General features: G+C 61.2%; 21 protein-coding genes. 16 read left to right on the plus strand and 5 right to left on the minus strand.

Features of this window, described 5'->3' with window-relative positions; all coding sequences use genetic code 11:
* Positions 1-321 precede the first annotated feature (321 nt).
* Positions 322-1,284, plus strand: a complete 963-nt coding sequence (locus tag BM174_RS09755; protein WP_093923669.1) for a PRC-barrel domain-containing protein — start codon at positions 322-324, stop codon at positions 1,282-1,284.
* A 92-nt stretch (positions 1,285-1,376) separates the two neighbouring features.
* Here BM174_RS09755 and cobS read toward each other — a convergent pair whose 3' ends face one another.
* Both cobS and BM174_RS09765 read right to left on the minus strand, forming a co-directional pair.
* Positions 1,377-2,363, minus strand: coding sequence for a cobaltochelatase subunit CobS (cobS, locus tag BM174_RS09760; protein WP_093923670.1), 987 nt, complete (start codon positions 2,361-2,363; stop codon positions 1,377-1,379).
* Between the two features lie 157 nt (positions 2,364-2,520).
* The gene (locus BM174_RS09765) at positions 2,521-3,405 is read right to left on the minus strand and encodes a 2-dehydro-3-deoxygalactonokinase (protein WP_093923671.1); all 885 of its coding nucleotides are present in this window, start codon (positions 3,403-3,405) and stop codon (positions 2,521-2,523) included.
* A gap of 157 nt (positions 3,406-3,562) precedes the next feature.
* Here BM174_RS09765 and BM174_RS09770 point away from each other — a divergent pair, with 157 nt between their 5' ends.
* From BM174_RS09770 to BM174_RS09835, 14 genes are all read left to right on the plus strand, one after another.
* On the plus strand, positions 3,563-5,854 hold the full coding sequence (locus BM174_RS09770) for a bifunctional salicylyl-CoA 5-hydroxylase/oxidoreductase (RefSeq protein WP_093923838.1): 2,292 nt from the start codon (positions 3,563-3,565) through the stop codon (positions 5,852-5,854).
* Complete coding sequence (locus BM174_RS09775; protein ID WP_093923672.1) at positions 5,851-6,570, plus strand: SDR family NAD(P)-dependent oxidoreductase; 720 nt, start codon at positions 5,851-5,853, stop codon at positions 6,568-6,570. Before BM174_RS09770 ends, BM174_RS09775 begins: the two co-directional genes overlap by 4 nt.
* Entirely contained in the window at positions 6,567-7,025 is a 459-nt protein-coding gene (locus BM174_RS09780; RefSeq protein WP_093923673.1) for a MarR family winged helix-turn-helix transcriptional regulator, read from the plus strand. Before BM174_RS09775 ends, BM174_RS09780 begins: the two co-directional genes overlap by 4 nt.
* Entirely contained in the window at positions 7,018-7,818 is an 801-nt protein-coding gene (locus tag BM174_RS09785; protein ID WP_093923674.1) for an enoyl-CoA hydratase family protein, read from the plus strand. The genes BM174_RS09780 and BM174_RS09785 overlap by 8 nt, the downstream gene beginning before the upstream one ends.
* Positions 7,819-7,884: 66 nt before the next feature.
* The gene (locus BM174_RS09790; RefSeq protein ID WP_093923675.1) at positions 7,885-9,030 is read left to right on the plus strand and encodes an acyl-CoA dehydrogenase family protein; all 1,146 of its coding nucleotides are present in this window, start codon (positions 7,885-7,887) and stop codon (positions 9,028-9,030) included.
* Between the two features lie 2 nt (positions 9,031-9,032).
* Positions 9,033-10,649, plus strand: coding sequence for an AMP-binding protein (locus BM174_RS09795; protein ID WP_093923676.1), 1,617 nt, complete (start codon positions 9,033-9,035; stop codon positions 10,647-10,649).
* The gene (locus BM174_RS09800; RefSeq protein WP_093923677.1) at positions 10,646-11,473 is read left to right on the plus strand and encodes a tryptophan 2,3-dioxygenase; all 828 of its coding nucleotides are present in this window, start codon (positions 10,646-10,648) and stop codon (positions 11,471-11,473) included. Before BM174_RS09795 ends, BM174_RS09800 begins: the two co-directional genes overlap by 4 nt.
* Positions 11,474-12,664 carry a kynureninase gene (gene kynU, locus BM174_RS09805; protein ID WP_093923678.1) on the plus strand — a complete coding sequence of 397 codons (1,191 nt, stop codon included), beginning with the start codon at positions 11,474-11,476 and terminating at the stop codon, positions 12,662-12,664. It abuts the gene before it with no gap.
* A gap of 82 nt (positions 12,665-12,746) precedes the next feature.
* Complete coding sequence (locus BM174_RS09810; RefSeq protein WP_093923679.1) at positions 12,747-13,892, plus strand: ABC transporter substrate-binding protein; 1,146 nt, start codon at positions 12,747-12,749, stop codon at positions 13,890-13,892.
* 95 nt (positions 13,893-13,987) lie between these two features.
* The gene (locus BM174_RS09815; RefSeq protein WP_093923680.1) at positions 13,988-14,905 is read left to right on the plus strand and encodes a branched-chain amino acid ABC transporter permease; all 918 of its coding nucleotides are present in this window, start codon (positions 13,988-13,990) and stop codon (positions 14,903-14,905) included.
* A 3-nt stretch (positions 14,906-14,908) separates the two neighbouring features.
* A complete protein-coding gene (locus tag BM174_RS09820) occupies positions 14,909-15,892 on the plus strand; it encodes a branched-chain amino acid ABC transporter permease (RefSeq protein ID WP_093923681.1) in 984 nt (327 codons plus the stop codon).
* The gene (locus BM174_RS09825) at positions 15,885-16,670 is read left to right on the plus strand and encodes an ABC transporter ATP-binding protein (RefSeq protein ID WP_093923682.1); all 786 of its coding nucleotides are present in this window, start codon (positions 15,885-15,887) and stop codon (positions 16,668-16,670) included. The genes BM174_RS09820 and BM174_RS09825 overlap by 8 nt, the downstream gene beginning before the upstream one ends.
* Entirely contained in the window at positions 16,667-17,356 is a 690-nt protein-coding gene (locus BM174_RS09830) for an ABC transporter ATP-binding protein (RefSeq protein WP_093923683.1), read from the plus strand. The genes BM174_RS09825 and BM174_RS09830 overlap by 4 nt, the downstream gene beginning before the upstream one ends.
* 31 nt (positions 17,357-17,387) lie before the next feature.
* On the plus strand, positions 17,388-17,789 hold the full coding sequence (locus BM174_RS09835) for a RidA family protein (RefSeq protein WP_093923684.1): 402 nt from the start codon (positions 17,388-17,390) through the stop codon (positions 17,787-17,789).
* A 32-nt stretch (positions 17,790-17,821) separates the two neighbouring features.
* Here the strand turns inward: BM174_RS09835 and BM174_RS09840 are convergent, their stop codons facing one another.
* The 3 genes from BM174_RS09840 to BM174_RS09850 are packed head-to-tail and all read right to left on the minus strand — an operon-like array spanning position 17,822 to position 19,835.
* On the minus strand, positions 17,822-18,616 hold the full coding sequence (locus BM174_RS09840; RefSeq protein WP_093923685.1) for a metal ABC transporter permease: 795 nt from the start codon (positions 18,614-18,616) through the stop codon (positions 17,822-17,824).
* Complete coding sequence (locus tag BM174_RS09845) at positions 18,616-19,359, minus strand: metal ABC transporter ATP-binding protein (RefSeq protein WP_093923686.1); 744 nt, start codon at positions 19,357-19,359, stop codon at positions 18,616-18,618. Before BM174_RS09845 ends, BM174_RS09840 begins: the two co-directional genes overlap by 1 nt.
* Complete coding sequence (locus tag BM174_RS09850) at positions 19,356-19,835, minus strand: transcriptional repressor (RefSeq protein ID WP_093923687.1); 480 nt, start codon at positions 19,833-19,835, stop codon at positions 19,356-19,358. Before BM174_RS09850 ends, BM174_RS09845 begins: the two co-directional genes overlap by 4 nt.
* An 81-nt stretch (positions 19,836-19,916) precedes the next feature.
* Between BM174_RS09850 and BM174_RS09855 the strand changes: the two genes are divergently transcribed.
* Positions 19,917-20,870 carry a zinc ABC transporter substrate-binding protein gene (locus tag BM174_RS09855; RefSeq protein WP_093923688.1) on the plus strand — a complete coding sequence of 318 codons (954 nt, stop codon included), beginning with the start codon at positions 19,917-19,919 and terminating at the stop codon, positions 20,868-20,870.
* The last annotated feature ends 15 nt before the right edge of the window (positions 20,871-20,885 follow it).

A 20,885-nucleotide genomic window follows, 5' to 3' on the forward strand; every position in this document is an offset into this window, starting at 1 on the left:
ACTCGTCGGTGAGGAATGGTATCTGCGGTAACCTAGGGCCATTCTATCGCAATGACCAGTAATCCACGCCCCAAATTGGGGACAGTTTTTCGCCGCAAAAACGGGACTTTTAGACGCTGGGTTTCACGCCCGCTGATCGCGATGCCGCAGGCATCACCGGGGTGGCGCCTGCCGTTCGGCGGATATTGGCCGCAATGCACGGGATGCGGGAACGAAACCGCTGCCATGCGCATTTTATCTTCACAACCACCACAACACAGGACGCGCGGAGCCGAGGTGTTCTTGACCCCGATCACGTCTTGAAAGCGAAGGAGTTTTGACATGACCAACGTAATGCAGACTGCCAGCCGACTTGCCCTGATCGCGACTTTGAGCGCATCCCCCGTTGTCCTGCTGGCCCAAACCGCCACGACTGACACTGCCGGAACTACCGATGCCGCCGGAACCGTGGACACCTCCACCGGAGATGCGGCTGCCAAGATGACCACGGACGCAAACACCAGTGCAAACACCGAAGGGAAGACGGAACTGGCCGATGATGCTGTCAGCACCTCGCCCGATGCCGAACCTTCGGCGAGCGCAGATGCCTCTGGCAGTGCCAGCACCGATGACACTGAAGTGACTGCTGAAACAGAAGGGTCGGATGATCCATCTGCCACCACAGACATGACAGCAGATAGCGATGCCGCAAGCGCCACTACGCAGACCGAAACCACCGCAGAAGGTGCCACCACCGAGACCGACACTAACGTCGCGACTGAAAGCACTGACCCCGCCGCGACAACCGACACCACGGCCACCGCGCAAGGGTCAAGTGATACGGTGACAACAGAGCCGACAGCGGAAGCCCAGACCGATATGGCCGCTGACGCGCCTGCCAAACCCGTGCCCGGCCAGATCGTAATGCAAAGCGAGAACACTGTGCTGGCCCGTGACCTGTTGGGCAGCAGCGTCTACTCCGAAAACGGCGAATCCATCGGCGATATCAACAACCTGATCGTGAGCCTCGATGGTAAAATCGACGGCGTGGTGATTGGCGTGGGGGGCTTCCTTGGGCTTGGTGAAAAAGACGTCGCCATCGAAATGGCCAGCCTCAAAGTCTCGACTGACGACCGCGAAAGAACGCAACTGGTGACTTCGGCCAGCAAAGCCGATCTGGAGGCTGCCGAAGCCTTTGTCACCGCCGACGCCCAGCGTGCGGCTAGTCAGTCACTGCAGACCATGCCTGCCACTGACACAGGCGTGAGCAACACTGACGCGACGCAGCCTGCTGTGACTGAATAAGGTCTAGCGACAAGCTGCAAAAAAGGGGCCGGTTGAAACTGGCCCCTTTTTTTATGTCTGATAGATTTTGCGCTGCGCCAAGATGGCGGGCTTCACCCCAAGCTGAGGCTGGCAGCGCTTTCCGGCAATTCTTCGTTGAACAAACGCTGATAGAACTCGGCGACCGTCTGACGCTCAAGCTCGTCACATTTGTTGAGGAACGACAGGCGGAAGGCATAACCGACATCGCGGAAGATCTCGGCGTTTTGTGCCCATGCGATAACCGTACGCGGTGACATCACGGTGGACAGCTCGCCGTTCATAAAGGCGGTGCGCGTGAGGTCGGCCACGGTGACCATCTGCTTGATCTTCTTGCGACCTTCGGAGGTGTTGTAATGCGGGTTCTTTGAAAGAACGATCGCGGTCTCGGCGTCGATGCTGAGGTAGTTCAGCGTCGCCACGAGGCTCCAACGGTCCATCTGGCCTTGGTTGATTTGCTGGGTGCCGTGATAAAGGCCGGTGGTGTCGCCGAGGCCAACGGTGTTCGCGGTGGCGAAAATACGGAAATAGGGGTGCGGTGTGATCACCTTGTTCTGGTCGAGCAGGGTGAGCTTGCCGTCCACTTCCAGAACGCGCTGGATGACAAACATCACATCGGCGCGACCCGCATCGTATTCATCAAACACGATCGCGGTCGGGTTGCGCAGCGCCCACGGCAGGATGCCTTCTTGGAACTCGGTTACCTGCTTGCCGTCTTTAAGCTTGATGGCGTCTTTGCCGATCAGGTCGATCCGGCTGATGTGGCTGTCGAGGTTGACGCGCACACAGGGCCAGTTCAGCATGCTTGCGACCTGTTCGATGTGGGTCGATTTACCCGTGCCGTGGTAGCCTTGGATCATGACGCGACGGTTGTGCGAAAAGCCTGCGAGGATCGCGAGCGTGGTGTCAGGATCAAATTTATAGGTGGAATCGCGCTCCGGCACCCGCGCGGTGCGCTCGGCGAAGCCTTTAACCACCATATCGGTGTCGATCCCAAAGACGTCGCGAACGGAAATCTCTTCAGTGGGTTTCGTGTTGAGTTCCAATGCGCCGTCGGCCATTTCGTATCCTCTCATCTCTGCGCCGCAAGGGGTGCGGCGCGCATCTGTCGTGCAACATATCGTTGCGGTGCGCAAGGGAAAGGGGCAATCGGCTGTTTCGCGCGAGAATGCCCGCCGCGCGGTGCGGATGCGTGCGGATCGGACGGGGGTGGCTGCCTCAGGCCTTGGCACCCAACAGGCGATAGGCAGCGCAAAGACCTGCCAATGTCATGCGCTTGGCACTGGCGCGGGTCGCTGGCACGCCTTGCGCGGCAAGGGCGGCAACATAGGGCGCTGCCAGATCATCCCCGCCGATCACAGCGATCTGCTGGCCCAGCCAGTAAGCGCGCGCAGCGGCCAGTTCAGCCCCGCTCAGATAGCCCAACAGCCGCCCGCGGGAGGTGGCGCTGGACTCGCCAAGCATACTATGCGCGTGAATGCCATAAAGCCGGGCGGCCAGCTTTTCGGGGCGCGACACGGTTTCGGCCAGTGCTTCGGTGAAGGCGGCTTCATCCCATGTGTCGGTTGCAATAGCGGGTTGCAGGGTCGAGCGGTCGCTGAGCAAAGCCGCCAATTCGCCCGTCATGAAGGTCTGAAAGCTGACAACTTCGCCCGCGCTGATCTGCACCCAACGGCTTTGCGGTCCGGTTAAACAAATCACCCCGCCCCAATCAGGATGGAGCGACAAAAATCCGGCGATGCGGGTCTCGTCGCCCTGCATCAAATCGGGTGGCGTGGCCTGCCGCAATCCGGCGATGCGCAGGGGGGACGTGGCAGGGGCAGCAGCAAGGGGGGCGCAGGGCACAGCGCGGAAATCGGTCATGTCACGCGGCGGTGCGGCAGCGCCACAGGTGATGATCTGTGTGCCATCCTCGATCTGCCAATCCGAAATCAATCCGCGCAAATGGTCGGCAAGATCGGCCTCGCCAGTATTTGCGCCAGCGCTAACGCCAGTCGCAAGCTCACGGGTTGCCAGCACCTCGGTGCCGCGCATCGCCCAGACCGACGCGCTGTCAGCGCGGTGGTCGATGCCGATCCATTCGGGTGAAATATCTTGTGCCATTTTTCTCTCCGCGTTCCTGCGGGCCTTTTTAGGGCATTGGCACACGATCATCTAGCAACCCGCCGCCCTAATTTAGTTTATACTTAAAATATTTTTACTTGAACGAAAACACGACTCAGCCTAGGCTCCCCTTAATGGAATATTTTGGGGGATGACTATGCGTGCGATCTGTCTGGGGGGCGGGCCTGCGGGGCTCTATTTCGCGATCTCTCTGAAGCTGCGGCAGCCGGACGCCGATGTCACCGTGATGGAGCGTAACAAGCCCGACGATACTTTCGGCTGGGGCGTGGTTCTGTCCGATGAAACGTTGGATAATCTTGAGGTCAACGATCCGGTTTCGGCCAAGGAAATCCGCAGCCATTTTGCCTATTGGGACGATATCGCGCTGCATTTCAAAGGCCAGTCCATCCTCTCTACCGGCCACGGCTTTTGCGGCATCGGGCGCAAGCGGCTGCTGATGATCCTGCAAGAGCGCGCGCGGGAGCTAGGCGTGAACCTGCAGTTCGAAGCGGAGGTCAAAGCCGCCTCCGACTATATGGCCGACTATGATCTGGTGGTTGCCTGCGACGGGCTGAACTCCAAGACGCGGATGGAGTTTGAAGAGACCTTTAAGCCCGATGTGGACGTGCGCCGCTGCCCCTTTGTCTGGATGGGCACGCATCAGAAATTCGACAATGCCTTTACCTTCATCTTCGAAAAGACCGACAAGGGCTGGCTTTGGGTGCACGCCTACCAGTTCGACAAGGACACCGCGACGTTCATCGTGGAATGCTCGCAGAAAACCTTTGATGCCTACGGCTTTGGCGAGATGAGCCAGCAAGACAGCATCGCGATCTGCGAAGAAATTTTCAAAGACCACCTCGGCGGCCACAAGCTGATGACCAATGCGGGCCATATTCGTGGCTCGGCGTGGATCAAGTTCCCTCGCGTGCTCTGCGAGAAATGGAGCCATGAGAACGTCGTCCTGCTCGGCGATGCCTCGGCCACGGCGCATTTTTCCATCGGGTCAGGCACCAAGCTGGCGTTGGAGTCCGCGATTTCGCTGGCCAAACACGTGACCGATGATGCCGACCTGACGACCGCCTTCGAGAAATACGAGGACGCGCGGCGGCTGGAGGTTTTGCGCCTGCAATCGGCGGCGCGCAACTCGGTCGAGTGGTTTGAGGATGTGGAGCGTTATCTCGATCTTAATCCGGTGCAGCTTAACTATTCGATGCTGACCCGTTCCCAGCGGATCAGCCATGAAAACCTGCGCGAACGCGATCCCGAATGGCTCGAGGGCGCGGAAAAGTGGTTTATGGAGCAAGCGGGTGCGGGGGCCAACGGGCCGGTGCGCGCGCCCATGTTCGCGCCTTTCAAGCTGCGCGATATGGCGCTGACCAACCGCGTCGTCGTCTCGCCGATGGCACAGTACAAGGCCGTGGATGGCAGCCCGACCGACTGGCATCTGATCCACTATGCCGAGCGTGCCAAGGGCGGCGCAGGATTGGTTTATACCGAGATGACCTGCGTTTCCCCCGAGGGGCGGATCACGCCGGGTTGTCCGGGGCTATACTCGCCCGAGCATGAGGCCGCTTGGCAGCGTCTGACCGATTTCGTTCATGCCGAGACCGAGGCGAAAATCTGCTGCCAGATTGGCCATTCTGGGCGCAAAGGGTCCACTCAGGTCGGGTGGGAGACGATGGACGCGCCGCTGAATGCGGGCAACTGGCCGATCATCAGCGCCTCTGACATCCCATGGTCGGAGAATAACGAGACGCCCAAAGCCGCGACACGCGAGGACATGGACCTTATCCGCGACGAATTCGTCGCAGCGGCCCAAATGGCGGGGCGGGCAAATTTCGATATGATCGAGCTGCATGCGGCACATGGTTATTTCATCTCGTCCTTCATCTCGCCGCTGAGCAATACGCGCAGTGATGAATATGGCGGCAGTCTGGAAAACCGGATGCGTTATCCGCTGGAAGTTTTCACCGCGATGCGTGCCGTCTGGCCCGCGCAAAAGCCGATGTCGGTGCGGATTTCAGCCAGCGATTGGGCCGGCGATGATGGCGTCACGCCCGAAGAAGCCGTTGAAATCGCGCGGATGTTCAATGACGCGGGCGCGGATATCATCGACGTCTCGGCGGGTCAGACTTCTAAAGAAGGTCAGCCGGTTTACGGGCGGATGTTCCAGACGCCGTTCTCGGACCGGATCCGCAACGATGGCGGCATCAAGACGATGGCGGTTGGCAATATCTATGAGGCCGATCACGTCAATTCAATCTTGATGGCGGGGCGGGCCGATCTGGTCTGTGTCGGGCGGCCGCATCTGGCCGATCCATATTGGACCTTGCATCAGGGCGGTGCCATCGGCGACCGTCACGCCAAATGGCCGCAACCCTATGAGGCGGGCCGCGATCAAGCGTGGCGACTGGCCGACCGTGCGGCGGAAATGGAGAAAGTATGAGACAGGTTTTGGTAACGGGCGGTGGCTCGGGCATCGGCCGCGCCATCGCACAAAGCTTTGCCGCTGCCGGCGACCAAGTCACCATTGCGGGGCGCCGGATGGACGCGCTTGAGGAAACCAAGGGCGACAGCACCATGATCTGCCGCACGCTGGATGTGACGGATGAGGCTTCGGTCGCTGCACTTTTCGATCAACCTTATGATGTGGTGATCGCCAATGCGGGCGGCGGCGCGGCAGGCAAGGTCAAAGACCTGTCGCTGGACGATTGGAACAGGGTGATCAACGTTAACCTCACGGGCGTCTTCCTGACCTTCCGCGCGGCGTTGCAGAATATAGGCGAGGGCGGGCGGCTGGTTGCTGTGGCCTCCACCGCGAGTTTGCAGGGTGGGAGCAACATCGGCGCCTATTCCGCGTCCAAACATGGCGTGCTGGGGCTGGTCCGGTCGATCGCGGTCGAGGTCGCAAAGGCGGGCATTACCTGCAACGCGGTGTGCCCCGGTTTTGTCGACACACCGATGGCGGATGACGCGGTGCAAGGCGTGATGAAGCGTTTTGACATCCCACGCGAAAAAGCCTCGGCAATGATCACCGCGAACAACCCGATGAAGCGGATGATCCGGCCCGAAGAAGTTGTGGCAGCGGTGACATTCCTGGCTTCGGAAGGCGCGTCGATGGTCAACGGCCACGCGTTGGCGGTTTCAGGCGGGGAGATATGAGCAGCGGCTCGAAAGAACGGTTGCGGCTGTGGCTGCGCCTGCTGAAAGTGGTGCGCGGCATCGAGGCCGAGCTGCGCGACCGGCTGCGGCAGGAATACAGCACGACCCTGCCGCGCTTTGACATGCTCGCCGCGCTCTCGCGCAATCCCGAAGGGCTGAAGATGAGCCAGCTTTCGGGGGTGTTGCGGGTGTCAGGCGGGAACGTCACAGGGCTTGCCGACCGGCTGGCCGAAGAGGGGCTGGTTGAGCGGGTGCCCGTGCCCGGTGATCGCCGCGCGATGCTCTTGCGGGTGACTGAGGCCGGATTAGTGCAATTTGAAGAACAAGCCCGCGCCCATGAGGCGTGGATCGATGCAATGTTGAGCAATGTGAGCGCTGCTGACGCCCGCGATATGGCGGCACGGCTCACCGCCTTCGCCCAAAGAAAGACAGAGGAGAAAACCGCCCATGCGTAGTGACGTGACCCATTTCATTTGCGACATCACAGACCGGATCGCCACGGTGCGGCTGGACCGCCCCGAGCGCAAGAACCCGCTGACCTTTGAAAGCTATGCCGAGATGCGCGACTGGTTTCGCGATCTTGTTTATGCCGATGATGTCGATGTGGTGATTTTCGGCTCCAACGGCGGCAATTTCAGTTCGGGCGGGGATGTGCACGATATCATCGGACCGTTGACGCGGATGAACATGAAAGAACTGTTGCGCTTTACCCGCATGACCGGCGATCTGGTCAAGGCCATCGTGAATTGCGGCAAACCGGTGATTGCGGCGGTGGACGGGATTTGTGTGGGCGCGGGGGCGATCATTGCGATGGCCTCGGACCTGCGGCTGGCCACACCGGAGGCGAAGACCGCGTTTCTGTTTACCCGTGTTGGCTTGGCAGGCTGTGACATGGGCGCTTGTGCGATCCTGCCACGGGTGATCGGCCAGACCCGCGCGGCGGAACTGCTCTATACGGGGCGCTCGATGTCGGCTGATGAGGGCGAGCGTTGGGGGTTCTTCAACCGCTTGGTGGCGGGCGATGCTTTGGAGGATGAGGCAATGAAGCTGGCACGGCAAATTCAGGCCGGGCCGAATTTTGCCCATATGATGACCAAGACAATGTTGGCGCAGGAATGGTCGATGTCGATTGAACAGGCGATTGAAGCCGAGGCGCAGGCGCAGGCGATATGCATGCAGACCGGCGATTTCGAGCGGGCGTATAAGGCGTTTGTGGCGAAAGAGCGCCCTGTGTTCGAGGGGGATTGATTTTGGTGACTGTAGAAGCCTCCGGCGGGAGTTTGACGGACCAACTGAAGCTGGCGGGGTGTAGGCATGGCTGATCGGACGTTTTTGGCTTGGCCGTTTTTTGAAGAGCGGCATCGTGAGTTGGCCGAGGCGCTGGACGCTTGGGCCGGGCGCGAGCTTGGCGCGGTGGATCACGGCGACACCGATGCGGCGTGCCGTAAGTTGGTGGCAATGTTGGGCGGGGGCGGTTGGTTGCGCCATTCGGGCGCGGAAGCAGGCGAGGCGCTGGATGTGCGCAGCTTGTGCCTGATCCGCGAGACCTTGGCCCGCCATGACGGGTTGGCGGATTTTGCATTTGCGATGCAGGGGCTGGGCACGGGGGCAATATCGCTGTTTGGCTCGTCCGAGCAGCAGGCGGAATGGTTGCCGAAGACGCGAACTGGTGCGGCGATTTCGGCCTTTGCTCTGACCGAACCGCAGTCGGGCTCGGATGTGGCGAATTCCACGATGACGGCGACGGTGGATGGCAACGGCTTTGTGCTCGACGGGCGCAAGACGTGGATTTCCAATGGCGGGATTGCCGACGTTTATACCGTATTTGCGCGGACCGGAGAGGCGCCGGGGGCCAAGGGGCTTTCGGCCTTTGTGGTGCCTGCGGACACGCCGGGATTAAAGATTGAGGAGCGGTTAGAGGTGATTGCACCTCATCCGCTGGCGACATTGCATTTTGATCAGGTGCGGGTGCCCGGCTCGGCGTTGATCGGCGGGGCGGGGCGTGGCTTTGGCATCGCGATGTCGGTGTTGGATGTGTTCCGCTCGACCGTGGCGGCGGCGGCGCTGGGATTTGCCCGCCGTGCGCTGGACGAGGCGGTCTCGCGGGTCACCACGCGGCATGTGCAGGGGGCACCGCTGAGTGATTTGCAGATGGTGCAGGGGCATATCGCCGATATGGCGGTGGATGTGGATGCCAGCGCCTTGCTGATTTACCGCGCTGCATGGGCCAAGGATTCAGGCGCGCCGCGGGTGACGCGGGAGGCGGCGATGGCCAAGCTTTTTGCCACCGATCAGGCGCAAAAGGTCATTGACCGCGCTGTGCAATTGCATGGCGGTGACGGGGTCAAGCACGGTGAGACTGTGGAGCGGCTCTACCGCGAGATACGCGCCTTGCGGATCTATGAGGGTGCGTCGGATGTGCAGCGCGTGGTGATCGCACGCCAGACTTTGGGGAGATAGAAATGTTCGCGAGTGGCCATGTCGATAGCTTTGCACGGGACAACCTGCCGCCCGAGGCCGCGCTGCCCGAATTCCGGTTGGAGGGCTTTGAGTATCCCGAGCGGTTGAACCTCGGGGTGGAGCTGACCGATGCGATGGTGGCGCGCGGCTTTGGCGACCATACTGCGCTCATCGGGAACGGGCGGCGGCGGACCTATAAGGAGCTGTCCGACTGGACCAATAAACTCGCGGCGGCTTTGGTGGAAAACCTCGGCGTGAAGCCGGGCAACCGCGTGTTGATCCGTTCGGCCAATAACCCCGCGATGGTGGCCTGCTGGCTGGCGGCGACCAAGGCGGGCGCGGTGGTGGTCAATACGATGCCGATGCTGCGTGCCGGAGAGTTGGCGGCGATTGTCGACAAGGCCGAGATTAGCCATGCGCTGTGCGATACCCGCCTGATGGACGAGATGGCTGCCTGTGCGAAAACCTCGAAGTATCTCAAAACGGTGGTGGGGTTCGACGGCACCTCGAACCACGATGCAGAGCTGGACCGGCTGGCGCTGGAAAAGCCGGTGCGATTTGCCGCCGTGGACACGGCGCAGGATGATGTGGCGCTGTTGGGCTTCACCTCGGGCACCACGGGCAACCCCAAGGCGACGATGCATTATCATCGCGATTTGCTGATCATCGCGGACGGCTATGCCAAAGAGGTATTGGGCGTGACGCCCGAGGATGTTTTTGTTGGCTCCCCGCCCTTGGCCTTTACCTTTGGCTTGGGTGGTTTGGCGGTCTTCCCGCTGCGCTTTGGCGCGGCGGCGACCTTGCTGGAGACGGCAAGCCCGCCCAATATGATCGAGATCATCGAGAAATATCGCGCCACTGTGTGCTTCACCGCGCCCACCGCCTATCGCGCGATGTTGCAGGCGATGGAGCAGGGGGCGGATCTGTCGTCCTTGCGCGCGGCTGTCAGCGCGGGAGAGACTTTGCCCGCACCTGTGTATCATGACTGGAAGGAAAAGACCGGCAAACCGATGCTGGACGGGATCGGCTCGACCGAGATGCTGCATATCTTTATCTCCAACCGGTTTGACGACCATAAGGCCGCCTGCACGGGCAAACCTGTCACCGGCTATGAGGCCAAGATCATTGACGAAAACGGCGATGAGGTGCCTGATGGCGAGGTCGGGCGATTGGCCGTGCGCGGGCCAACAGGGTGTCGTTACCTCAATGATCCACGGCAGGGCGAATATGTCAGCGGCGGATGGAATATCACCGGCGACAGTTTCTCCAGGGATGCCGAGGGCTATCTGCATTTTGCCGCCCGCAATGATGATATGATCATTTCGGCGGGCTATAATATCGCGGGGCCGGAAGTGGAGGCGGCTTTGCTCAGCCATGCGTTTGTCAGCGAATGTGGCGTGGTGGCGGCACCGGACGAACAGCGGGGCGCGATTGTGCAGGCGCATGTGGTGCTGGCCGAGGGCGTGGCGCGGGATGCGTTGACCGTGAAGATACTGCAAGACCATGTGAAGGCGACCATCGCGCCTTATAAATACCCGCGAGACGTGGTGTTTATTGACGCACTGCCCAAAACCGCGACGGGTAAAATCCAGCGCTTTGCCTTGCGAACAAAGTCATGAGCGAGTTTGACAAAGCTGCGCAGGGGGCCAAGATGGATTTTGCCAAGGACATGTCCTATGGCGATTATTTGGGACTTGATGCGATTCTGAACGCGCAGCACCCGCTGTCGGATGCACATGACGAGATGTTGTTTATCGTGCAGCACCAGACCTCGGAATTGTGGATGCGCTTGGCAATCCACGAGCTGCAGCAGGCGCGGCGGGTGATGCTGGCGGGCGACCTGAAACAGGCGTTCAAGATGTTGTCCCGCGTGGCGCGGATATTCGAGCAGTTGAACGGCGCCTGGGACGTGCTGCGCACTATGACGCCGAGCGAATACACTCAATTCCGCCCGTCGCTTGGCAATTCTTCGGGCTTTCAATCGCACCAGTACCGTCTGGTGGAATATCTGCTGGGCAACCGAAACGGCGCCTTGATGAAACTGCATGAGCACCGCGATGCCGCCTATGCGGCATTGAAAGACGAATTGGCGCAGCCGAGCCTCTATCAGGTGGCGATTGGTGTGCTGACCCAGCGGTTGGGCGTACAAGACCATGCAGGTGCTGCGGCAACCACAGCTTGGCAGGCGCAGGACGCGGTTCAGGATCTGTGGCAAAAGGTTTATGAAGACCCCGCAACATATTGGGATCTTTATGAATTGGCCGAAAAGCTTGTCGATCTGGAAGACTACTTCCGGCGCTGGCGGTTCAACCATGTCACCACTGTGGAACGGATTATCGGGTTTAAACGCGGCACCGGCGGCACATCGGGCGTGGCCTATTTGCGCAAGATGCTGGAAGTTGAGCTTTTCCCAGAGTTATGGAACGTGAGAGGAGCCCTGTAAGTGGCTGAAGTATTGAACAAAGATGCGTTTATCCTGCCTGAGGGCGTGATTTACTTGGATGGTAATTCGCTGGGGCCAATGCCCAAGGTGGTGCCCGCCCGCGTGCAAGAAGTTATGACCGGCGAATGGGCGCAAATGCTGATCCGCGCGTGGAATGCGGCGGGCTGGATGGCGATGCCCGAACGGGTCGGCAACAGTGTTGGCCGCTTGATCGGCGCGCCCGAAGGCTCGATCGTGATGGGCGATACCCTGTCGATCAAAGTGTTTCAGGCGCTGTCCTCGGCGGTGAAAATGCGCCCAGATCGCAAGGTGATACTAAGCGATACGGGTAACTTTCCGAGCGATCTTTATATGGCCGAAGGTTTGGTCGGGCTGCTGGAGCAAGGCTATGAGCTGCGCACCGTGGCGCCCGAGGACGTCGCGGGATCAATGACCGATGATATCGCCGTGGTGATGCTGACGGAGGTGGATTACCGCACCGGCCGCATGCACGATATGGCGGCGATCACCAAGCTGGCGCAGGACAACGGCTCGGTTATGGTCTGGGATCTTGCCCATTCGGCGGGCGCGATCCCTGTTGATCTGGCGGGATCAAACTGCGAATTCGCGGTGGGCTGCACCTATAAATACCTCAACGGCGGGCCGGGCGCGCCAGCGTTCATCTATGTCCGTCCTGATTTGGCCGATGGCGCCACGCCCGCGCTCAGCGGGTGGCTGGGCCACCGCCAGCCCTTTGACTTTGACATCAACTACACCCCTGCCAAAGGGATTGAGCGGATGCGCGTTGGCACCCCGCCGATCTTGCAGATGGCCGCCCTGGAGGCCGCGATGACGGTTTGGGAGGGCGTCGATATGCACGACCTGCGCCGCGACTCGCTGGCCTTACAGGAACAGTTCATCACCGAGGTCGAGCGCGACGTTCCACAGCTCACGCTGGCCAGTCCGCGGGACGGGGCAGTGCGTGGATCACAGGTGTCTTTCCGGTTCGAGCAGGGCTACGCTGCGATGCAGGCGGTGATCGACCGCGGCGTGATCGGCGACTTCCGCGCGCCCGACATCATGCGCTTTGGCTTCACGCCGCTTTATATCGACGCGGCCGACGTGAGCGCGGCCGTGGCCATCATCAAAGACGTGATGGACAACGCGTTGTGGGATACCGATAAATACAAAACCCGTTCAAGGGTTACATAGAAATTCGCCTGCTGCGGGAGTGGCGGCAGGCGCATCAAGGCGGGCCCGTTTCACGAGGCCCATCACACCAAGGGAGAGAAGAATGAAACTGAAATCACTGATAACAGCTGCGGCGATTACCGCGCTTTCGGCGGGCGGCGCGCTGGCTGATGCGCATGGCGGCAAGCTCAAGGTCGGCATGATCACCACCCTGTCGGGCGGCGGCGCTGGTCTTGGCATCGACGTGCGCGACGGCTTTATGCTGGCGATCAAGGGCAACGACCAGATCGAGGTTGTCACCGAGGACGACCAGCAGAAACCCGATATCGCGGTGCAACTGGCCGACAAGATGATCCAGTCCGAAAAGGTCGATGTGCTGACCGGCATTATCTGGTCCAACCTCGCGATGGCGGTTGTACCTGCGGCCACGGCACAGGGTAAGTTCTACCTCTCGCCAAACGCAGGCCCCTCGGCGCTGGCAGGCAAGGGCTGTAGCCCGCTTTATTTTAACGTCTCATGGCAGAACGACGCCTTCAACGAGGCTGCGGGCGCTTGGGCCAACGAGAACGACATCAAGAAGGTTTTCCTGATGGCGCCGAACTATCCTGCCGGTCAGGATATGATCGCGGGCTTCAAACGCTTCTATAAAGGTGAAGTCGCCGAAGAGGTTTATACCAAGCTCGGCCAGACCGACTATGCCGCCGAGATCGCGCAAATCCGCGCCTCGGATGCCGATACGCTCTATTTCTTCCTACCAGGCGGCATGGGGATTTCCTTTATGAAGCAATACGCAGGCTCGGGCGTCGAGAAAAACCTGATGGGTCCGGCGTTCAGCTTTGACCAAGGTATTCTAGGCGCGATTGGCGATGCGGCTGTGGGCGTGAAGAACACCTCGCATTGGTCCAAGGACATCGACAACGAAGCCAACAAGAAGTTCGTCGCCGATTTCCAAGCCGAGTACGACCGTCTGCCCTCGCTCTATGCGGCACAGGGGTATGACACAGCATTGCTGCTGGTTTCGGCCATGGGCAAGGCTGACGTGAATGACGCGGCTGCGTTTCAGGCAGCGCTTGAAGAAGCCGATTTCGCCTCGGTGCGTGGCAAGTTCAAGTTTGGCCCGAACCACCACCCGATCCAGGACATCTTCATGCGTGAAGTCGTCAAGGAAGGCGACATCGTGACCAACAAGATCCTTGGTGTCGCGGCGACAGACCACACCGACGTCTATGGCGCCGAGTGCAAAATGTGATGTGACCGGCTCCGGCATTTGTGCCGGAGCCACCCTTAACGATTAATTCGGGCCATGATCCGGCGCATCCACCGGACAGAGGAACCATTCCCCCCATGTCACCCATTCTTTTTATCGAACAAGTCCTGAACGGGCTGCAGTCAGGGATCATGTTGTTCCTGATGGCCGCCGGTCTGACCCTTATTTTCGGGGTGATGGGGCTGATCAATCTGGCCCACGGCTCTCTTTATATGGTTGGCGCTTTCGCAGCGGCGGCTGTGGCGGGCTGGACGGGGTCGTTTGTGCTGGCACTGGCCGGTGCATTGGCGGCTGCGGCGGCGGCGGGCGCTGTGATCGAATTGCTGGTGATCCGCAGGCTTTATGACCGCGATCACCTTGATCAGGTACTGGCGACTTTTGCGCTGATCCTCATATTTTCCGAAAGTACACGGTGGCTCTTCGGCTCTTTCCCGCTTTATCTTGACGTGCCTGCTGCGCTTTCCGGTCCGGTGCGCTTGCCCGGGGGCATTTTGTATCCTGCCTACCGTCTGCTGATCATCGCCGTCGGGCTGGTGGTTGCGGCGGGGCTTTTCGCGCTGATTGCCCGCACCCGCATTGGCATCCAGATCCGCGCGGGCGAGGCCGACCGTGAGATGATCGGCGCGCTCGGCGTCGATATCTCCAAGCTCTATACATTGGTCTTTGCCCTTGGTGCCGCGCTGGCGGGGTTGGCGGGGGCGCTGGTTGGCGCGATCCAGTCGGTGCAGGTCGGGATGGGTGAACCTGTTTTGATCCTTGCCTTTGTGGTGATCGTGATCGGCGGCATCGGCTCTATCAAGGGCGCGTTGGTCGGTGCCTTGCTGGTCGGGCTGACAGATACGCTTGGCTCGGTGCTGCTGCCGATCTTCTTTTCCAGCTTTTTGGAGCAATCGTCGGCCACCGCCGTGGGCTCGGCGTTGTCGTCGATGTCGATTTATATTTTGATGGCGGGGGTCTTATTGTTCAAGCCCACCGGCCTGTTCGGGGAGGCATAGGCCATGCGGCGTGAAACCTTGCTGAACATCGTCCTCTTTGCCCTGCTGCCTGCCACCGCGCTGGCCGCATGGATGCTGGACGAACCCTTTATCATCACGTTGGCCACCAAGGCCGCAATCCTCGCACTGGCGGGGGTCGGGCTGAACATCGCGTTGGGGCTGGGCGGGCTGATCAGCTTTGGCCATGCCGCATTTTTCGGACTGGGCGGCTATGCCATGGGCATCCTCGCCAGCCACGCGCAAAGCTATGCGCCGCTGATGGAAAGCCCGTTTTTGATTGAAGGCACCAAATCGATGCCGGTGATCTGGCTGGTGGCGATTGTGACCAGCGCGCTTGCGGCTTTGGCAATCGGCGCGCTCAGCCTGCGGACCTCGGGCGTCTACTTCATCATGGTGACCTTGGCCTTTGGCCAGATGCTGTTTTACTTCACCATTTCCTGGCCTGCCTATGGCGGCGAAGATGGCCTGTCGATCTATGTGCGCAATGGCTTTCCGGGGCTCAATACGCTTGATCCGCTGACCTTTTTTGGCGTGGCTTTCGCGGTGCTGGCGCTGGTGCTTTGGGGTGCGGGACGGCTGGCGAAATCGGCCTTCGGATTGGCGCTGAGTGCCGCACGGCAAAACCCCGAGCGGGTCGAGACTGTGGGCCTTGCACCCTATCGTTTGCGGCTGGTGGCTTTCGTGATTTCGGGTGCGATCACCGGATTGGCGGGCGCGCTTTTTGCCGATCTCAACCGCTTTGTCAGCCCGACGATGTTCAGCTGGCAAACCAGTGGCGAGATCATGGTTTTCGTCATTCTCGGCGGGGTGGGGCGGTTGTTTGGCCCTGTCGCGGGGGCGGCGCTGTTCATCCTGCTGGAGCATGTCTTGGGCGGCCTTAGCGAATTCTGGCACATTTATCTGGGGCTGATCCTGCTGCTGGTCGTGCTCTTTGCACGCGGCGGTATCGTCGGCACCATCGCCGGACGGGAGGTGGCGCATGACTGATCCGGTAGGCCAGAACCCGACAGCCGAACCAGCGATCCTGCAGCTTAAAAATCTGCGCAAAAGCTTTGGTGCGCTCAAGGCGACCGATGATGTCTCGCTGACCCTGCGGCGCGGTGAGATCCATGCGCTAATTGGGCCGAACGGGGCGGGAAAATCGACGCTGATGCGACAGATCGCAGGCGGCATGAAATCCGATTCCGGCACTGTGCATTTCGCGGGCCATGATGTGACGCCGCTGTCCACAGTGGCGCGGGCGCGGGCCGGGCTGGGGCGCACCTTCCAGATCTCCTCGCTGGCGATGGAATATACCGTGCTGCAAAACGTGATGCTGGGGGCTTTGGGCCACGAAGGCGGCGCGATGCGATTTTTCCGCCCCGTCATGGCGCGCACGGACCTTATTGAGCAGGCAATGCAGGCTCTGCAACGCGTGGGTCTTGAGAATCACGCCGCCAAACGCACTTCCGACCTCAGCCACGGCCAACGCCGACAGCTAGAGGTCGCGGTGGCCCTGACCCTGTCGCCCAAGGTATTCTTGATGGATGAGCCGATGGCAGGCTTGGGCGCCAGCGGATCAAAACGCATGACCGGCTTTCTCGACGGGCTGCGCAGCGAGGCGCCAATTCTGCTAGTGGAACACGACATGGATGCGGTTTTCGCTCTTGCCGACCGGATCAGCGTGCTGGTTTACGGGCGCATCATCGCCAGCGGCACTGCCGAACAGATCAAGGCCGATCCGGTGGTCCGCGAAGCCTATCTCGGCGCGGAGGATGTGGCATGAGCTTTCTGACCCTCGACGGGATCACCGCTTCTTACGGCCCGACGCAGGCGCTTTTTGGTGTCGATCTGACGCTGGAGGCGGGCGAGGTCTGTGCTCTGATGGGGCGCAACGGCATGGGCAAATCCTCCACCATTAAGGTGATTTGCCGCTTGCTGAAGCACTCCGGCGGGACCTTAACGTTTGACGGCCGCGATATTGCCAGCCTTCCAGCCTACAAGGCCGCGCGTGCGGGGTTGGGGCTGGTGCCTGAGGGGCGGCGCTGTTTCGGTCCGCTCACGGTGCATGAAAATCTGCACGCCGCCGCCCGCCCGGGCGAGTGGGATTTTGCGCGGGTGTGCAAATTGTTCCCGCGTCTGGGCGAACGGCGTGATCAGGTTGCCGCCTCGCTTTCAGGCGGTGAACAGCAGATGCTGGCGATTGGCCGTGCGTTGATGACCAACCCGACGCTGCTGATCCTTGATGAAGCGACCGAGGGGCTTGCGCCCGTCGTGCGGCAGGAGATTTGGGCCGCCGTTGCCTCCCTCAAGCGTGACACTGGCCTGTCGCTGCTGGTGGTGGATAAATCACTGGCCGAGTTGCGGCAGGTCGCTGACCGCGCCGTGATACTTGAACGTGGTCGGACCGTCTGGGCCGACCGGATGGACGCGCTCGATCGGGGCGTGGCCGACACATATCTGGGCGTCTGACCCGCTAATTTACCAAAGAAGGAGCCGCATCATGGCGCATCGTACAATTCAACCCGAAGGCTGGCTGCCCGCCAAAGGATACGCCAATGGCATGCTCAGCGACGACGGGCATCTGTTCGTCGGCGGCCAGATCGGCTGGACCGCCGAACAGAAGTTCGAGGCGCATGATTTTATCGGCCAGATGACCCAAGCCCTGCGCAATATCCGCGCTGTTGTCGAGGCTGCCGGCGGCACGCCCGAGGATATCACTCGCCTGACATGGTACGTCACCGACAAGGCCGAATACGTCGCCGCACAGGGCGAGGTGGGCCGCGCTTACCGCGAGGTCATGGGGCGGCATTTCCCTGCCATGGCGATGGTTGTGGTCGCGGGGCTGGTCGAGGATGAGGCGAAGGTCGAAATCGAAGCAGATGCGGTGATTTCTAAAGGGTAAAGATGCCGGGGCGGCACCGGATACCGCCCCCGTCAGCCCCGCCGCAACAACGGTGCCAGCGCGGCTGACAGCGCAAAAAGCCCAGCGGCCAGCGTTACGATGCTTGGCCCCGTGGGGGTATCGAAGGTAAATGATCCGGCCAACCCGCCCAATGCGGCCACAGCGCCGACTGCAACCGCCCAGAACGCCATCGCCTCGGGCGTGCGGGCAAAGGGGCGGGCGGTGGCGGCAGGGATCACCAGCATCGCGGCGATCAGCAACGCGCCGACGACCTTGATCGCGACCGCCACGGTGATTGCCAGCGCCAGCGTCAGGATCAGTTGCTCACGTTTCGGATTGCCGCCCGAGGCCGTGGCCAGATCGGGGCTGAGTGTGGCCGAGAGCAGCGCCTGCCAACGCCAGATCAGCAGCAGGGCAACCATCACCGCGCCGCCCCAGATGGTGATGAGATCGGTCTGCGTCACGGCGAGTATCTCGCCGAACAGATAGGCCTGTAAATCCACCCGCTGCCCCGGCAACAGCGAGACCGCAACCAAACCAACCGCCAGTGCGGCATGGGCCAATACGCCAAGCAGGGCATCGGTGCTGACGTGCCGCTCTGACAGGCTGCTGACGATCAGCGCCATCACCAGCGCCACGACCAACACACCGGCAAAGACCGGCAGATCGACTGCCAGCGCCAGCGCCACGCCCAGCAACGCGGCATGGCTGGTCGCATCGCCGAAATAGGCCATGCGCCGCCAGACCACGAAACACCCCAAAGGGGCCGCAGCCAGCGCCACGCCGAGGCCCGCAAGGCCCGCGCGAATTGCGAAATCGTCCAGCATCAGTGGCCCCCGTGGGAATGGTCGTGATCGTGATCCGCGTGATCATGGTCGTGGTGGTGGCGGTACATCGCCAGCGCCCCTTGGGTGCCGGTGCCGAAAAGTGCGCGATATTCCGGCGCGTCGGCGACCACTTCGGGCGTACCCTCGCAGCAGACATGGCCATTAAGGCACAGCACGCGGTCGCTCGCGGCCATCACCACATGCAAATCATGGCTGACCATCAGGACGGCAACGCCCGTCGAGGTGCGGACCTCTTCGATCTGGCGGTAGAAGGCGGCGGCACCGGGTTGGTCGAGCCCTTGGGTCGCCTCATCTAGGATCAGAATATCGGGCTCGCCCAACAAGGCGCGGGCCAGCAAGACGCGCTGGAACTGCCCGCCCGAAAGGTCTGCCATCTGCCGCGCCGCGAGTTCCGGCACGCCGGCGCGGGCGAGGGCGGCGCTGATTGCCTCGGGCTTGCGGCGCTCCGGCAGGTTGAGAAACCGCTGCACGGTCAGGGGCAGGGTGCTGTCGATCTGCAGCTTTTGCGGCACATAGCCGATGCGCAGCGCCGGCGCGCGCGTAACTGTCCCCGCAGCAGGGCGCAACGCGCCGATCAGCGCCCGCAGCAGGCTGGATTTCCCCGAACCATTCGGGCCGACGATGGTGACGATCTCACCGCGATCTATAGCGAAATCAACGTCATGGAGAATGGTTTGCGCAGCGTAGCGCAGGCTCAAGCCGCGGGTCTCGATCAGGCTCATGGCGCGATTTCCTGACAGGCGGGGCAGAGGCCCTGCGCCTCGACCACTGTGTGTTCAATCTTAAATCCCGCATCACGCGCGGCGTCGCCCAGACGGCCCTGCGCGGGGGCGGTATCGGCCTCGGCGACGGAGCGGCAACTGCGGCAGATCAGAAATGCAGGGGTATGGTCAGCGCCCAGATGGGCACAGGCGATATAGGCGTTCAGCGCTTCGATCTTATGGGCAAATCCGGCTTTCACCAGAAAGTCGAGCGCGCGGTAGGCGACAGGCGGTTGGCTGCCCAAACCTTCCTCGGCCAACACCGCCAGAAGATCATAGGCCCCAAGCGCGCGATGCTCGGCCAGCAGAATCTCGAGCGCACGGCGGCGCACGGCGGTCAGGCGCAATCCGGTGTCGGCGCAGCTTGCCTCGGCCTTGGCGAGCGTATCGTGGATACATGCGCCGTGATCGTGTTTTTCGAATCCGATGGTCTGCATGGCGCTCTCCTGAAGTCGCAACTTGATATGTTATAACATCTGCAATATCAACTGATACATTATAACAAAAAGGCTCTGTCGATGATTCGTATATCCGCCCCGCTTATCGTGGCTACCCTCTTTGCCCAAACCGCCCGCGCCGAGGTGCCGCAGGTGGTGACCGACATCGCGCCGGTGCAGGCGTTGGTGGCGCAGGTGATGGCCGGGGTGGGGGTACCGGAAACGATCATCCCGCCCAATGCCTCCCCGCATGACTATGCGATGCGCCCTTCCGAAGCGCGCAATATGGCAGGGGCCGATCTGGTCGTTTGGGTCGGGCCTGCGCTGACGCCTTGGTTGGCAGGTCCGTTGGTGGCGCTGTCGGGGGATGCAGTGCATTTGAGCTTGATGGGATTGCCGGAAACCAAACTTTTGCCGTTCCGCGACGGGGCAGCCTTCGCGGGCCATGCCCATGCAGCGGAGGGCGATGTGCATGTGGAGGAGGGTGGCGAAACCCATGCGGAGGAGGAGCATGGCGCGGGCTTTGATCCCCATGTCTGGTTGGACCCGCAGAACGCCGCCGCTTGGTTGCCGGTGATCGCGCAGACGCTGGCCGAGCTTGATCCGGAGAATGCGGCGATCTACCGCGATAATGCCCAAACGGCACAGGCGGATTTGGCGCAGTTGGAGGAGGACATCAGCGCACAACTTGCCCCGTTTGCGCAGGCACGTTTTATTGTGATGCATGACGCCTACCACTATTTCGAGGCGCGTTTTGGTGTTGAGGCGGTGGGCGCTGTCAGCGAAAGCGATGCCACCACCCCGGGCCCTGCGCGGATCACCGAATTGCGGGCCGAACTGGCGCAGGCCAAGGCAGTCTGTGCCTTTGCCGAGCCGCAAATGAATGCCGCCTTGATGGCAACCGTGACCGAGGGCCAGCAGGTGAACACGGGCATTCTGGACCCTATGGGCACGATCCTGACGGCGGGCCCGTCGCTCTATGGGGGTATGTTGCGCGGGATGGCCGATAGCATGGCGACCTGTCTTAGCCAGTAGCCCTGCCTTGGGCGG

This window comes from Sulfitobacter brevis, assembly GCF_900112755.1.
GTDB classification, from domain to species: domain Bacteria; phylum Pseudomonadota; class Alphaproteobacteria; order Rhodobacterales; family Rhodobacteraceae; genus Sulfitobacter; species Sulfitobacter brevis.

What these genes read in the sequence shown, in the direction of transcription:
- BM174_RS09815 (WP_093923680.1), top strand. Translation starts at nt 13,988, where the DNA reads ATGTCACCCATTCTTTTTATCGAACAAGTCCTGAACGGGCTGCAGTCA.
- BM174_RS09785 (WP_093923674.1), top strand. Translation starts at nt 7,018, where the DNA reads ATGCGTAGTGACGTGACCCATTTCATTTGCGACATCACAGACCGGATC.
- BM174_RS09810 (WP_093923679.1), top strand. Translation starts at nt 12,747, where the DNA reads ATGAAACTGAAATCACTGATAACAGCTGCGGCGATTACCGCGCTTTCG.
- BM174_RS09795 (WP_093923676.1), top strand. Translation starts at nt 9,033, where the DNA reads ATGTTCGCGAGTGGCCATGTCGATAGCTTTGCACGGGACAACCTGCCG.
- cobS (WP_093923670.1), bottom strand. Translation starts at nt 2,363, where the DNA reads ATGGCCGACGGCGCATTGGAACTCAACACGAAACCCACTGAAGAGATT.
- BM174_RS09845 (WP_093923686.1), bottom strand. Translation starts at nt 19,359, where the DNA reads ATGAGCCTGATCGAGACCCGCGGCTTGAGCCTGCGCTACGCTGCGCAA.
- BM174_RS09840 (WP_093923685.1), bottom strand. Translation starts at nt 18,616, where the DNA reads ATGCTGGACGATTTCGCAATTCGCGCGGGCCTTGCGGGCCTCGGCGTG.
- BM174_RS09770 (WP_093923838.1), top strand. Translation starts at nt 3,563, where the DNA reads ATGCGTGCGATCTGTCTGGGGGGCGGGCCTGCGGGGCTCTATTTCGCG.
- BM174_RS09825 (WP_093923682.1), top strand. Translation starts at nt 15,885, where the DNA reads ATGACTGATCCGGTAGGCCAGAACCCGACAGCCGAACCAGCGATCCTG.
- BM174_RS09765 (WP_093923671.1), bottom strand. Translation starts at nt 3,405, where the DNA reads ATGGCACAAGATATTTCACCCGAATGGATCGGCATCGACCACCGCGCT.
- BM174_RS09755 (WP_093923669.1), top strand. Translation starts at nt 322, where the DNA reads ATGACCAACGTAATGCAGACTGCCAGCCGACTTGCCCTGATCGCGACT.
- BM174_RS09820 (WP_093923681.1), top strand. Translation starts at nt 14,909, where the DNA reads ATGCGGCGTGAAACCTTGCTGAACATCGTCCTCTTTGCCCTGCTGCCT.
- BM174_RS09855 (WP_093923688.1), top strand. Translation starts at nt 19,917, where the DNA reads ATGATTCGTATATCCGCCCCGCTTATCGTGGCTACCCTCTTTGCCCAA.
- BM174_RS09800 (WP_093923677.1), top strand. Translation starts at nt 10,646, where the DNA reads ATGAGCGAGTTTGACAAAGCTGCGCAGGGGGCCAAGATGGATTTTGCC.
- BM174_RS09780 (WP_093923673.1), top strand. Translation starts at nt 6,567, where the DNA reads ATGAGCAGCGGCTCGAAAGAACGGTTGCGGCTGTGGCTGCGCCTGCTG.
- BM174_RS09790 (WP_093923675.1), top strand. Translation starts at nt 7,885, where the DNA reads ATGGCTGATCGGACGTTTTTGGCTTGGCCGTTTTTTGAAGAGCGGCAT.
- BM174_RS09835 (WP_093923684.1), top strand. Translation starts at nt 17,388, where the DNA reads ATGGCGCATCGTACAATTCAACCCGAAGGCTGGCTGCCCGCCAAAGGA.
- BM174_RS09830 (WP_093923683.1), top strand. Translation starts at nt 16,667, where the DNA reads ATGAGCTTTCTGACCCTCGACGGGATCACCGCTTCTTACGGCCCGACG.
- BM174_RS09775 (WP_093923672.1), top strand. Translation starts at nt 5,851, where the DNA reads ATGAGACAGGTTTTGGTAACGGGCGGTGGCTCGGGCATCGGCCGCGCC.
- BM174_RS09850 (WP_093923687.1), bottom strand. Translation starts at nt 19,835, where the DNA reads ATGCAGACCATCGGATTCGAAAAACACGATCACGGCGCATGTATCCAC.